Origin of the sequence: Petrotoga mexicana DSM 14811, from assembly GCF_002895565.1 — a bacterium.
GTDB lineage: Bacteria > Thermotogota > Thermotogae > Petrotogales > Petrotogaceae > Petrotoga > Petrotoga mexicana.
The window spans coordinates 61,243-75,407 of sequence record NZ_AZRN01000023.1; the positions used below are offsets into that span (position 1 = coordinate 61,243).

Genomic DNA, 14,165 nt, shown 5'->3' on the forward strand with positions numbered 1-14,165 from the left:
TGGCCTTTAGAAAAGATAGTAGAAAAATTTTCTGACTATAATTTACAATGTTTTACTTTAGCCCCTTTAAGGGGCTTATTTTTTTATTTGTAAAAAAACCTTAAGAAACTTGATTGTGGTTGTAAAAAGGTATATCATAATAGTGGGAAGAAAAAGGATAGGGTGGGCTGTGGGGTAAATGTGCGCTAAAGTAGGTTTTAGAGTTTTTAAAGAAAAATTTTATAATTTTAGGGAGTGAAAAAGGTATATGTATTACGTTGGTTTTGATATTGGATCCTCGAGTATTCACGTAGCGGTCATTGATGAAGAAGGAAAACTAAAATACGTAAAAGAAAGTATTCCACATTTTGGTGTGCCTTTAAAAAGGCTACCCGAGATTTGGGAATCGATAAAACCTGAATTGGATGGGGAAATACTTTCCACATCGTTCACTGGCATAGGTGCGCAACTTTTTAACAAAGTTTTTCCGGAACTCTTGTTTGATTACGAGAGTGTTACTATTCCCAAAGGTGCTTCTTTTCTTGAACCAAACGTTTCCTATGTATTCCACATTGGAGCAAAGGACTCCTATTTTTTAAGACTTGGACATCTTAAAGACAAGGTGAATCTTATAGAGTGGTCAGCTAATAGCAAATGTGGTGGCGGTTCGGGGATTTTAGTTGAAAAACAGTTGAAAAGGTTATACTTAAAAAACGATTCTGAGTTTTTTCAGTTAGATGATTACTCACAAAAAATTAAACTAATGAAAAGATTATATGCGCAAGCAGAGAACGAGGTGAAAGATTACAGCGATATTCAAGGCTTCAACGCGAGATGTGGTGTTGTAATTCAATCAGATTTGATACATGAACAAAATGAAGGTGCTCAAAGGCCTTTTTTAGTTGCAAAATTGTACTCTACAGTGGCAAGAAATTATAAAAATGACGTGATTGGAGCGAGGGAACTTGATCCTTCTCTTTCTGCAATAGCTACAGGTGGAGTCTTTTCAAGTGATTATATCCTAAAAAGTTTTAACTTGTTAACCAATTTAAATGTTAAAAGGCCTAAGTACCATACGGCGATTGGAGCAATTGGAATAGCTTTAGAAGCGTTAGAAAAGAAGAATAAATTTGTGATAGATTTTAACAGACTTTCTGAAATCTCTAATTTTACAAGGAGTAAACGTCCCTATGCTAAACCTCTTTATGCCTTCCTTGATAAAGTTCACAACTATGAGGGAAAAATTGAGCAAGTGCAACCAGATGTGGTTAGAGACGTCACCATAGGAGTAGATGGTGGTTCAACTACCACAAAAGCTGCTATTGTGGACGTTGAAACGGGAGATCTTTTAGACAAGATCTACATCAGCACCCACGGCGATCCAGAAAAGGCTCTTAAAGAAGTGTTTAGACATTTAGCCAAAAAATCTAACAATTATAATGTCCTTGGAGTATGTACTACAGGATCAGCCAGAAAATTGTACGAAAGAATTTTGATAAGTCAAAAGAAAAAAGAAGCTTTAGAAGAGGAAGGATACACAGTTTTAGATGGAGCCGTTGATGAAGTCACATGTCACGCCAAAGGAATTAAATTTCACGATGAAAAGATCGACACAATATTTGAAATTGGTGGACAAGATATGAAGTTCACTTCTTTCAAACTTAATGGGGAAGAAGCTACAGATCAGATAAAAGAGGCTAGGATGAATTATTCATGTCAAGCTGGGGCAGGTCAAACATTGGAAAACATGGCTCAATTGTTAGGCTTGGATGTCAAATCAACACTTCAAGAAGCAGCATTGAAGGCTGAAAAAGTGCCAATTATAGATTCTACATGCGGCGTTTTCATGGAGATGGAAGAAAACCGTTTAATTTCCGAGGGTTTTTCACAAGAAGAGATAGCGGCAGCGATAGTTAGATCCACCGCAGCTAGTTATTTTAATAAGTTTGTTGGAGGTCCACAACATGTCCAAAACAAATGCTCTTGTCAAGGTGGACCAGCCTTGGGCAAAGCTTTCCTGGCAGCAATGGCACAAGTTACGAATAAAGATATCTATGCCTATCCCCACAGAGAGTTGTTTGGAGCATGGGGAGCAGGTCTTTTTCTAAGAGAAGAGATATTGAAGCTGAAAAAAGAAGGAAAAGAAGTACGCTCAGCTTTCAGAGGCTTCGAAGTAGTGAATATGAAATTTGAAAAAGAAGAGGTAATGTGTTCAGATTACTTCGGCAAATTGTCCTGTAAGGTAAGAAACTGCAAATTGAAAATCTTTACCATCGGTGGGGAAAAAGTTATAACCGGTGGTTTTTGCCCAAGAGGTAACAGTGAAGGGGCAGAAAAAACAAAGGTAGATTATGTTGAAGTTTATCATAGATTGTTTGAAAAACATTTTGAAGGTATCAATTACGAAAAATTGGATGAAATAAATGTCGATAACGAAAAAACGGTAGGTATTCACAGGGCTGGAGTAACTTTAGGAGAAATAGGGGTTTGGTCTGCAGCATTGCTTAGTAAAATTGGATTTTTACCGGTATTATCTCCAATTTCAGATGAAGAAATCGCACAAAGAGGTATTAATATTGCTCCTACAGAGTTTTGTATAGCGATGAAACTCGTTGTAGGACATGGGGATCTACTGGCAAAAGATAAAAGGATAAAACATCTGTTTAACCCGTCGGTTATTGAAGAAGTAAGAGATAAAAAACCAATGAGAAAATTCTGCATATATACTGAGGCTGAAGGTTACTTGTTACAAGACATATTGGGATTGGAAGAAGACAGAGAGATTCTTCCGGTTCTTTACTGGAAAGATAAAGAAAGGTCAGCTCAAGCGATATACGATGAATTAAAAAGAATTGGTTACGATATTTCCAAAGAAAAGATATTGGAAGCTATCGATTATGCCGATCAAAAGTTAAAAGCGTTCAAAAGTGATTTACACAAACAAGGGGAAAGATTCTTAAACAAATTAGAAAAAAGTGAAGAGATAGGGTATGTAGGATTAGGGAGAGATTATGTTGTACTAGACCCTCAAGCTTCCTCACAATCAGGTTCTATGTTCACCAAGCAAAGAGGTATGAATTATATTCCACAAACTTTTTTGGAAGAGTATTACAAGGTTATTCCTATAGACGATCTTTCTTTCAACGAATACTGGTATCAAAATGCTCATATTCTCCAAGCTTCTATATTTGTTGCACAACATCCAAAACTATTTCCAATAAGACAGATGAATTTTGCTTGCGGACCAGATTCGGTGAAATTTTATCATGAAGATGAGATATTCAAAAGAGCAGACAAACCATTTTTGCATTTAGTAACAGATGCTCAAACCAACAACGCCCCCTTTGTTACAAGAGCTGAGGCACACGATCGGGTTGTAAAAAAGAGTAAACCAAAAACTGATTTGGAGTTCAAAGATTTTGTCTTATTCCCCGATGGTCATAAGGACAAATTAAAATTAGGGCAAAGGCAGTGGCTCATTCCTTACATGGGTGAAGCGAGTAACCTGGGAAAAGCTATGCTAAAACATTACGGAATAGAAGCGAAGGTCTTACCAACGGCCACAATTCAAGCTAAAGAAGCAGCCGATAGGTTCATCACAACGGAAGTTTGTTTCCCGTTAAGAGGTGTTGTTGGTGATGCGATGGCAACTTTGGAAGAAATAGCCAAAGATAAAGGAAAGGATTGGATAAATGACAATACTGTTATTTTCTTGCCGACCACTTCCGGCCCATGTCGTTTTGGTAAGTACGGAGAAGTTCTGAAGATTTTTTTACACAAAGAAGGACTCGACAACATCCCTATAATCAGCCCTTCTGTTGATACGGGTTACCTGCAGATAGAGGCACCGGAACAGTTTAAAACCATTTACCAAAAAGCCGATGCATTAATAAACGTATTCAGGGCAATAAAAATGGCGGATATGACGGATGATTTAATTAGAAGATTCAGGCCATATGCAGATGATTTTTCTGATTTCGACGAAACTACCCAAAAACTCTGGGAAAGTCTGCAACAATTATTGATGGAAAAAGGCGGTTCTATAAAATATCTAAAAAGATGGGTGAAAGACGCTATAGATACTTTTACAAAGTTATCTCCAAGTGCAAAAGAGCATTCACTTCCCTTGGTTTTGTACATAGGGGAAATATATTCAAGACAACATGATCCTTACACAGATTATGTAATGCAAAGGATAGAAGAGGAAAGGTTAGAAATAATCAGAGGGACTATAGCTGAATGGTTAGAGTATGTGATTTACATTAACGAAAGAAGAAATCCCAACTTGCTTTTCCGGTTTGTGGATAATTATATGGGTTTCACCGATTGGCGTTTCAAAAAAATTTTTGGGGCGTATTCTAAAGACCACGCTGTTTTGCCTAAACCCCAAAAAATCATCGATGATATGCAAAAGAGTAGAAAGTACCATGGAGATATTGTAGGAGAATCACCATTAGTAATTGGAATATTTCTAAAATTTTTAAATGGTGAATTGACGAACGGCAGGCAAAAAGTTTCTGGAATATTCCATGTGGGACCGTTCACTTGTATGCAAGAAGGGGTGGCGATGGCAAAAATGGACGCCATCACCACAGAAGTATCTAAACGAGATCCTTCGTTAGTTGTCCCCATGATTCATGCGTTTTTCGGAGATTCTGCCAATACGAATCTTGAAGCTGAAATTGCAGCATTCAGAGAACAATGCTATCTCAAACATAAATTGACAAAATAGAAAATCATTCTACTCTAGAAACATCTAAAGTTACTTCTTTTATACCGTTTGTGGTGTTTGTTTGAAATAGTTCATTCAAGGCTGAAAGCAATTTGTTCTCAATTTCGGCAATTGTTTCATTGCTTTTAAAATCTTCAGGATTATAAGTTGAAAATATGAGTCTAAGAGTGTCAAACACCTGAGAAAAGGAATTTTCCACAGTTTCTTTCATTTCTGCGTTGGCTACTAATAAGGAATATTCCGTCACAAAAACACGGTTGTTAAGGTTGACTCTAACCGGATATTCGCCTTTGATAATTTCGACTTTTAAGTCTTGCTGAGTTTGAATATACCTGATTTCAGGCTCTAACGCTCCATAGAATTTGATGTCTGTGTATCCAAGAAATTCTGGATTACGTGGATTATCTTTAATTGAGTACACACTAACTTGTCCATTTTCAAATCTAGCGTATAGATAGCCATTGGCGATTTTAATTCCGTTAATACCCGCTAAATTTAAGTTTTCTAGTAGCCTAGGAGAATTAGGTTTGCTTATTTCTGCGATGCTTAATCCATCCATATGTCTTAGTATATAAAGATAGTTATCGTGATTAATTACATCTGTGACGTTTCCAGGTGTGTCTATTGTGGCAATTTCTTGTGGATTATTTGGATCTGTAACTTCATATATAGTTACTCCCATTTCTCCACTTGGAGAGTACAGGTAGACTTTTTCATCAGGAACTACTTTTGTGGAAAATCGTACTTGAGAAGTAGATTCCCCACCTTTTTGATCTTTTGCAACAATTCTTAAGGTGTAACTTTTCCCCATTTTCAAGGAATCAAATTGATAAAAATAGGTATTGATATTTTCTGCTATGAGTTGCTCCTGTTCGGAATCAGCGATTAAATATAAGTCAAAAATCAAAGAATCTCCATCGGGATCCTCCGCTTGCCATACAAAGTATACATTTGGCTCGCTTAATTGTTGATTTGCAGATGGAGATAAGATTATAGGACTATTGGGGGGACTATTTTTTTGAAAATAATAGTTTTCAGAGAAATCATAAACCATATTGTTTTTAACAACAGCAAATTTCAGATCCAATCCTTCTGACGGCACTGAACTTAAAATAACGGTATTTTGAGTGGAAGTTCTAAAAGGTTCATAAATTCCATCACTGTTTTTTCTATAAATTAAATATTGGTCATAATCTTGTGGAAGCGTTATGTATAAATCGTTATTATCCCATCTGTAATCTATTTGATATTTTAAAGGTAATTTTTCAAGATTTATGGTTAGTGTTTTATCTTCATTCACAAAGAATTCTGGGTTGTTATAGTAGTAATATGCGAGACCAGAATCATCGACGGCCATAATATTCAGCTGATAAGTTCCTTCTTCTATCGATGTTAATTCTATACTTTCTCCAATGGGGAAAGATGCTTCGTAAGTATTGGCTCCAATCAATTCAACTTTTATTTCGTTGTAAGGCTCTTGCAGATCTTGAGACTTTACTATTTCGTAGTTGATCGTTACATTATAATTTCTACCAAAAAACAACAGGGAAAATATAATTACGATACCTAATACAACAATCGCAATAATAGTTGTAATTATAATTAATCTCTCTCTGTTTTGTGGCGGTTTCTTTTCTTCTTGGTTGATTAAACTTTCGTATTCTAATTTATTTTCATTCTTATTTTCAGAATTGTTCTCTTCAGCCATTGCTATCCCTCCAAAGATAATTATATTGTCGCCTTTAGGAACCTTCTTTAGCGCCCCTTCGCCCCAACAATTTTTTGTACAACTCTATATATGTTTCTAATGGAATATCTTCCGGTCTAGATGACGGATTAATCTGTACCTCAGTTAGATATTTTTCGGTATCAGGTATTATCTCCTTTAGATTGTTTTTTATAGTTTTTCTTCTTTTAGAAAAACATTTGTGAACAAATTTCATGAAATCTTTTGGATCTATTTCTTCTACATACTTATATATAGGTTTAAACTTTAATATTACTGAATCTACTTTTGGAATTGGTACGAAATTGTTTTTAGATACATCCATGATTTTTTCAACGGTACAATAAGTCTGAACGAATATACTTAAAGGGCTGTAACTTTTTTTTGATTTCGCCATCAACCGTTGTCCAAACTCTTTTTGAAACATAAAAATAGCGTATTCAAATTTTGGTGACTCTACAAATATTTTTTCTAATATTTTTGAAGAGATATAATATGGGATGTTCGCGATATATTTCAATTTTGGAATATCTTTGAATTTAGAAAGGTCCGTGTTTAGGAAATCTTCAAAATGTATTTCTACATTATTTGAACCTTCAAACCTTTCTTCTAACAGTGGTTTTAGCCTTTCATCAATTTCAAAAGTTATTACTTTTTTTGCTTTCCTTGCCATCTCTTCTGTAAGGATTCCGTTGCCGGTTCCAATTTCGATTATTACATCATTTTCATCGATTTCACTTTTTCGGACTATTTCCCGAGATACATTAGAGTTAGACAAAAAATTTTGACCCAACCCTTTTTTTAATCTGATATCGTACTTCTTAAGCCATTCAGAAGTTTTCAAAGAAATTTCACCTTTCTTGTCTTATTAAAATAGACCAGATACACTTGTGTATGTTTCAGCACCGGTTTTAATAAAATTCATGAATGTTTGTACCGTACTCATAACTTCTACGATGTTGGTTAGTGTGTTTTTTGGAATGTAGATAATGTCTTTTGGTTTTACTTCTGGGTTCATCCCAGTTTTTACGGGGGCTGCGTTTATTATTCCAGATAAGTCCAAAGTTACGGGTGGATTTTCTGGGCCATCTTTGAATAAGTATACCGTTGTTAATTGAGCCGATTGAGAGGCGTTTCCAGCTTTGAGTACAGCATCTAATACTGTCATGCCTGCATTGTATGAGATAATACCGGGTTTTGCTACTTCTCCAAAGACGTAAACAACTTGCTCTTCTGCCGGTGGTACGTAGACTATAGATCCAGGGTTAACGAGTACATTTCTTAAAGACTCTACGTCTTTTATGTCGACTTTTATTTCTTCGTTGTTTTTTGTGTAGATGAAAATGCTCTCTTGATTTTTCCAATCGATAGCTGAGTTAGATAGTATCTCAACCAAGCTCATAGGAACATCTGTTCTTAAACTTTTTGGAGAAGGAATATTTCCCAAAACGGCTATGTATGAACCACTCACTTCTGGTTGAACAACGACGTATGAACCTTTAGGAACTTCCATCATTAAATTATTTAACAATTCTTCAGAATTTATCGTTTTTATAGCTTCATTGTTTTGGTAGATTGTGATTGTTCCGGTATCTACAGGAGAGAATCCATTTACTGACGAGAAGATATCTATTAACCTCACATTTTTTTGTTGGATAATTTGTGTTTCTCCTGCCTTGTAGACGATAACTTGGTCTGGAGCAATTTTAGAAATTTCTACAAAGACTTTGCCCTCTAGTGGAATATTTTTTAAACTGTCAAATTCATTCGCTGTTAAAGTTCCCATTTTTTCACCGATTTGATATCTAACTTGGTAGGATTCATCTAAGTTTAATGGGAGCAACAATTCATACAAACTTTCTCCTTGATTGTATTCTATAACATCGGAGACTTCTCCGAATATATACGCCATTCTTAATTCTGTATCGGCTATTATCGTTGAGCCAGAACTTAGTATAATATCTTTCAACATAGTCAAGTTATTTGGGTCGACGGTTAAACTTTTTGTGCTCCCGGAATTATCCACGATAACCAAATTACCAGAAAAATTACTACTGAAACCACCAGCTAATCCAACTATCTTATCCATGCTTATTTCTTCGTTGGGTAAAAATTCAACCTTTCCCGTTGTGTTGAATGCTCCACTTAAGTAAACGTAGTTTCTTTTAAGTGTAATTTGGACAAAATCACCTTTTTTTAATTCATCATTTGAATTTACGGGTTGGTTGTTTACTTGAATTTTTTCCACATTTTCTTCGCTTATACCAACTTTAGTTAAGAGTGTTCTGATGTTCATTCTTTCTTGTTTTTCAAAGTCGATTCTTTTTGAAATTTCTTGTGAACTTACGTATACATAATTTTCAAATTTATTTATTATTACGGTATCTCCAGGTTGTAAGAGAAAATCACTTCCTTGAGTTATTTTCTGCAAAGACACTTTGTACGTTTGTTCCCCTCTTACAACAGTTATTTCATCATTTACTTGGTTTAGAGGTAAGTTTATATCAGAACCAGAGGAAATCATAGTTATTACAGATTTTATTCCCATACCTTCAAAATAATCTAAAGTAGCCGATCCGAAATCAGAAAAAACAAGAACATTATTCGTATAGTTGTAAGGAATTATTACTGTGTCACCTGGTTGTAAGGAATAATCCTCTTTTTTTACTATTTCATCAAATGGGACTTCTTGAATTTCTGCCTCTCGTACAATCATTATTTTTGTAGGTATCTTATTAGTTGGAATATTCATGGAAGAGATAACGGTTTTCAACGTCAAACCTTCATAGTAATCTAATGAAGAGGTGCCGAAGTCTGAAAAAACAGTGACTTTATTTGTATAATCGTAAGGGAAGAGAACAAAGTAATTTTCATGTATATAAGGATCTTCACCAGCTTCTCCGCTTTTAATCCATTCAATATTAATTTTTTGTTCCTTTCCATCGGGAGATTTGATTAACGCGTAAGAGGATTTAGTGATATCTTTTATCCCACCAGCTAAGCCGATTAGATCTGAAAGCTTAATCTTTTCGTTTTTTATGTCAATAACTCCGTTTATGTTGGTGTTTCCTAAAACCGTTACCGAAAATGGGGCATACTGGGTGATTCCAACCGTAACTTTATTAGTTTTTATATAACTCTCCATTTTATTCGATATTTCGTTTTCGATTTCTTCTAAAGTTCTACCTTCCGCTTTTATTCTGCCAATAGGAGGTACCGTGATGTCTCCTTCTGGTCCAACAACTGCATCGGTTATTGAATATTCAGGATATCCCAGAACCCAAATTCCTAAGGTGTCACCCATCCTTACGTTATATGAAAAAGTAATAATTGGTAAAACCAAAAGAAATAAAAGAACGACAATAAAATGACCTTTTTTCATTTTTTATCCTCCCCACTAAATTTTTTTGTTATATCATTTTTTCTATTAGTTCCAATTCTTGAGAAACGTAACCTGAGATTTTTAAATGACTTACTATTTTTTTTGCAACTTCACTGTTCCCACTTTTTAACGCGGCTTTTGATTTTATAATCAAAAAGTTTATTTTGTTTTGTCCATCCTGAGGTTCTTTTAAATATAATATATCTTCGTACTTCTTTATTTCGTATAATGAATGGGCAAGGTAAAGGTTTGTCTCATCTAAGTCTATACCTTTTTCTAAAGCAATTTCTAAAAATTTACTAGCTTTTTCGTAATCTTCACTTAGCATATAACAGACCCCAATGTTATGATAGAACATAGGATCTTCAGGAAGTAAAGATATCGCTTTTTTATAATATGAAGCAGCATTTAGGTAATTACCTTTTTCTAACATAGTGTTCGCTTTTTGGTTGTAATAATATGCCAGTTCTTTACTCATTTATGTCACCTTCAGTGTAGTAAAAAAGGGTATCAACTAAAATTTTATCTTCTAATAATAGAGAAACACTGGCTGGATTTATTCCACTGATTATTGGAGGGAATAAGTTGTATTCTATATAATCAATAGGTTTATAAGAAACTTTCAAATAATCTTTGAGGTATTCTTCTTGGTTTTGATCTATAATACTTCCTCCGCTCATGAAGGCAAGGTTTTCTAAGTTTGTATTAACTTCTTTTCCATTGGTCAGGTGAAATAAAGAGCTACTTGAAAGGATAAAAGGTATCGTCTTTTCAGGGGTTAGTTCCATGTTGATTTCACCGTGAGTTAATATCTTCGAATCGGTATTAATTTGTGGCACATGAACTTGGAAGAGTTCATTAATTTCGTATTCATATGTATCTGATATCGAATAAGTACGGTGATAATTGAAGGGTACTCTTCCCCCCGAATCCATTACGTATATATTTTTGGTCAAAAAATCCATTTTTTCGCCTGAGATATCGTTAATATTAATTTTTAAGGTTACTGTTCTGTCGTTTTTGCTATATTTTAAACCATATAAATTTAAAATATATAGATTACTTTCTGTATTTGAGTCTATTCTTTCTAAGTAAACTTTGTTATCGTCTAAATCCGTAAGGATAAGCACACCATTTTCAATTTTGACTTTTCCCCTGAATTGACTGATATTTTCACCGCTAAAACCATCATCGATTGGCTTGAGTTCTCCATCTTCTTCTAAAATTTCTATGCCATCTTCAAGAGAAGAAATTAAGATTTTATTCCATGGAAGAACGTCAAGAGAAATATAAGTTTTATTTGGCAGTTTTAGGATGTTCACTACTTCATTTTTTAATATATCGAAATTAAAAACGGATGAACTTGCGTAATCTAAAAGGTATAAATTGTTGTGCCATAAGGCTCCATCGAGAAATGTTATTAAATGATCAAATTTCTTTTGTTGAAGTATTTCACCGTTGTAACCTATAATTTTTATTTCATTGTTGTATGGATCATATCCGACCAGTCTTCCGGCGTTATCAATATCGTAAATTATAAAGGGGAAATCTTTCGTCAAAACTTCCATGTGGTTTTCAGTCTCGCTTGTTAATACCGTACTTTCCACCGTTGAATCGGTTTTAATTTCCTTTCTAACAATTGGAGAATAACTTTCAAAGTAGTAAATCCCTTGATCTGTACCTAGGTAAACTCTATTTAGATTTTCGTCGGCGTTTATAGAATAATAATTTTTGTCTTTGTCTAATCTTATCCAAGCTTCTTCGTAATTACTTGTTTTAAATATCAAGTGATTTTGAGAATCTAAGACGTACAAATTTGAATTGGAGATCTCATAGTCTACAGGATTATAAAATCTTTCAAAAGAATCTTTTACTCCTGCTGTTTGGCTGATTTCGAGAAATACAGGTGTAGCATAGTTGGAAAGTGAAAAGTTTTTGATACTGTCTATAAAACTCAACAAGGTGTTAGCTTCCTCATTTACGGTAGAAAATAATAGAGAATTTTCCAAGTCTTGAATAGCTTTGTCTATCATTCCCAACTGTAAATCCAATTTTGCTGCATAGTACCAAAGTTTAGGTATATCTGTTATGTATATTTCTCCGCTCATTGCTTGATTCAATTGAACACGTGCCTCGTATTTTTTCCCTTCAAATAACAACTGGAGACTTTCCGAAAATAGTTCTCTAGAGTTTAATTCACTTTCCGATAATTCTTGAGAGAATATCCAAACGTTCGTCAGCAAAAGATAGATAAAAAGGGGAATGATTGCTTTTTTCATTTGACTTTTTCTTCCTTTGTTAGGATTTTTATAATGTCTGTTTTATTTTCAGAATTAGCTAGTAACCTTTTGATATTCGATCTATGTTTATACAAGCTCAGAAAAAATAAAAGTGTATAGGTAATACCCATTTTTAAATTCCAAAAATAACTTAAGATAGCAGTTATAAGCAAACCTAAAAGGGATGATAAAGAAACATATTTGGTTGATAATTCGACGGGTATCCAAATTAACAAAAATATCACACCTAACATAGGACTCAAAGCAAAATAACCGCCTAACGTAGAAGCAACTCCTTTTCCACCTTTAAACTTTAAAAAAATTGGATAGTCATGACCTAACACAAGGACTATCAAAGAAAAATAAGTAATCCACGAATCAACGCCAAAAATCAGTCTTATTATTAAAATGGGAATGAATGCTTTCAAAAAATCAAGGATGATTGATAGTAATCCCCATTTTGGCCCCAAAGTCCTTAAAACATTGGTTCCTCCAACGTTTCCGCTACCAGTTTTTCTTATGTCTATTCCTTTACTCCATGGAATCAAGAAGCTGAAAGGAATCGATCCACATAGATAACTGATAATCAAAGCAGCAATGGACATATAATTTCCTCCCTGAAATAGGATTTGTAAGGTGTTAAAAATTTAAAAACAAATTTCAGAGTGTTTTTTGTTTGGTGTTGGTTGTTTTTTGGTTTTTTCTTGCTTCAAATTTTAAAAATATAGGTGAACCAATGAAAGGATCTATATAATTTCGTATCATATTTCTCAAACCTTGTTGATAATATTTTGGTATATCGTATGGTAAATTTGAATAGAATACGAAAACAGGAGGTCTAGTCCCTACCTGTGTAGCATAGTAAAATTTTATTCTTTTTCCTTTTTTAATTGGCGGTGGAGTTACAAGTGTGTATTTTTCTAAGGCTGCATTCAACGCACTTGTAGGGATTTTTTTGTTTCTTGATGTTTCAACATCTTCTATGGCAGTTATTAATTCTTGAATCCCCCATCTTTTGGGTGCTGATGTGAATACTAATGGACTGTAATTTACAAAGTAGAGTTCTTTTTCAAAGTATTTAAAAAATTCTTCTTTTCTCTTGTGGTTGTGACTAACTATATCCCACTTGTTAAAGGCTACAATGGTCCCCTTTCCTCTTTTTTCAGCAATACCTATAATACTTTTGTCTTGATGGGTTATGCCTTCTGTTGAATCAACTACTAAAATTACGACATCTGACTTTTCAACAGCTTTGATCGTTCTTGATATTGAAAACATTTCGATACTTCCATAATGAATAGTACTTTTTTTTCTCATTCCAGCTGTATCTATGAATCTGAAGGTCTTATCGCCAATCTTAACTAGATGATCAATGGCATCTCGGGTAGTTCCAGGTATTTCAGAAACAATAGCTCTTTCTGAACCAAGTATGCTGTTAAAAAGAGAAGATTTTCCAACGTTGGGTCGCCCAACGATAGAAACATTTATTTCTTTGTTATCAACTTTGTTATCAACGGGTTCTACTGAATCTAAGCCAGAAGTTTTTAAAGTGTTTGTGATAGTATCCATTAAAGTAAAAATGTTTCTGTTGTGTTCGGCGGAAACAGGGATCCCTTCACCAAAGCCTAGAGAATATATTTCTGGTTTTACCTCCAACTCATATTTTTCAAAATTCTCTGCCTTGTTAACAACTAAGATAACCTTTGAATTGGTCTTTCTTAAGTAGTCAGCAATGTGATAGTCTTCTGAGGTAAGTCCAATCTTTCCATCGATTACAAATACTACCAAAGATACGTCTTTTAAACTCTCAAAGATTATTTGTTTCTGTCTTTCTTCTATCTTATCTACCGGTTGTTCGAAGATACCACATGTATCAACCAATGTAAAAGATACATCGTCCCATTGAATTGTGGCGAATATATTATCCCTCGTTACACCTGGCATATCGTGAACTATTGATTTTCTTTCACCTATCATTCTGTTAAATAATGTTGATTTTCCCACATTGGGTTTTCCAATTATGAGAACTGTCGGTTTTTCCAAGTTATTCCACCTCTTGTTTTTTTA

Annotated in this window: 8 protein-coding genes; 1 reads left to right on the forward strand and 7 read right to left on the reverse strand. The window is 34.3% G+C overall.

What is annotated here, in order from left to right; translation table 11 throughout:
- Positions 1 to 247: 247 nt before the first annotated feature.
- A complete protein-coding gene (locus X927_RS06045) occupies positions 248 to 4,711 on the forward strand; it encodes an acyl-CoA dehydratase activase-related protein (protein WP_103077205.1) in 4,464 nt (1,487 codons plus the stop codon).
- A 4-nt stretch (positions 4,712 to 4,715) separates the two neighbouring features.
- Here X927_RS06045 and X927_RS06050 read toward each other — a convergent pair whose 3' ends face one another.
- The 7 genes from X927_RS06050 to der are packed head-to-tail and all read right to left on the reverse strand — an operon-like array spanning position 4,716 to position 14,075.
- Positions 4,716 to 6,419, reverse strand: coding sequence for a flagellar basal body-associated FliL family protein (locus tag X927_RS06050; protein WP_103077206.1), 1,704 nt, complete (start codon positions 6,417 to 6,419; stop codon positions 4,716 to 4,718).
- Between the two features lie 34 nt (positions 6,420 to 6,453).
- Entirely contained in the window at positions 6,454 to 7,281 is an 828-nt protein-coding gene (gene rsmA, locus X927_RS06055; RefSeq protein ID WP_103077207.1) for a 16S rRNA (adenine(1518)-N(6)/adenine(1519)-N(6))-dimethyltransferase RsmA, read from the reverse strand.
- A 24-nt stretch (positions 7,282 to 7,305) separates the two neighbouring features.
- Positions 7,306 to 9,819 (reverse strand): polysaccharide biosynthesis/export family protein, encoded by a 2,514-nt coding sequence (locus tag X927_RS06060; RefSeq protein WP_103077208.1) that lies wholly within the window; start codon positions 9,817 to 9,819, stop codon positions 7,306 to 7,308.
- A 28-nt stretch (positions 9,820 to 9,847) separates the two neighbouring features.
- Complete coding sequence (locus tag X927_RS06065) at positions 9,848 to 10,297, reverse strand: tetratricopeptide repeat protein (RefSeq protein ID WP_103077209.1); 450 nt, start codon at positions 10,295 to 10,297, stop codon at positions 9,848 to 9,850.
- A complete protein-coding gene (locus tag X927_RS06070) occupies positions 10,290 to 12,098 on the reverse strand; it encodes a hypothetical protein (protein ID WP_103077210.1) in 1,809 nt (602 codons plus the stop codon). The genes X927_RS06065 and X927_RS06070 overlap by 8 nt, the downstream gene beginning before the upstream one ends.
- On the reverse strand, positions 12,095 to 12,703 hold the full coding sequence (plsY, locus tag X927_RS06075; RefSeq protein ID WP_103077211.1) for a glycerol-3-phosphate 1-O-acyltransferase PlsY: 609 nt from the start codon (positions 12,701 to 12,703) through the stop codon (positions 12,095 to 12,097). Before plsY ends, X927_RS06070 begins: the two co-directional genes overlap by 4 nt.
- Positions 12,704 to 12,758: 55 nt before the next feature.
- Positions 12,759 to 14,075, reverse strand: coding sequence for a ribosome biogenesis GTPase Der (gene der / locus X927_RS06080; RefSeq protein WP_342750023.1), 1,317 nt, complete (start codon positions 14,073 to 14,075; stop codon positions 12,759 to 12,761).
- Between the last annotated feature and the right edge of the window lie 90 nt (positions 14,076 to 14,165).

Coding starts and splice junctions, on each gene's coding strand:
- X927_RS06045 (WP_103077205.1), top strand. CDS start 248: ATGTATTACGTTGGTTTTGATATTGGATCCTCGAGTATTCACGTAGCG.
- X927_RS06070 (WP_103077210.1), bottom strand. CDS start 12,098: ATGAAAAAAGCAATCATTCCCCTTTTTATCTATCTTTTGCTGACGAAC.
- X927_RS06065 (WP_103077209.1), bottom strand. CDS start 10,297: ATGAGTAAAGAACTGGCATATTATTACAACCAAAAAGCGAACACTATG.
- plsY (WP_103077211.1), bottom strand. CDS start 12,703: ATGTCCATTGCTGCTTTGATTATCAGTTATCTATGTGGATCGATTCCT.
- X927_RS06060 (WP_103077208.1), bottom strand. CDS start 9,819: ATGAAAAAAGGTCATTTTATTGTCGTTCTTTTATTTCTTTTGGTTTTA.
- der (WP_342750023.1), bottom strand. CDS start 14,075: ATGATAGGTGAAAGAAAATCAATAGTTCACGATATGCCAGGTGTAACG.
- X927_RS06050 (WP_103077206.1), bottom strand. CDS start 6,419: ATGGCTGAAGAGAACAATTCTGAAAATAAGAATGAAAATAAATTAGAA.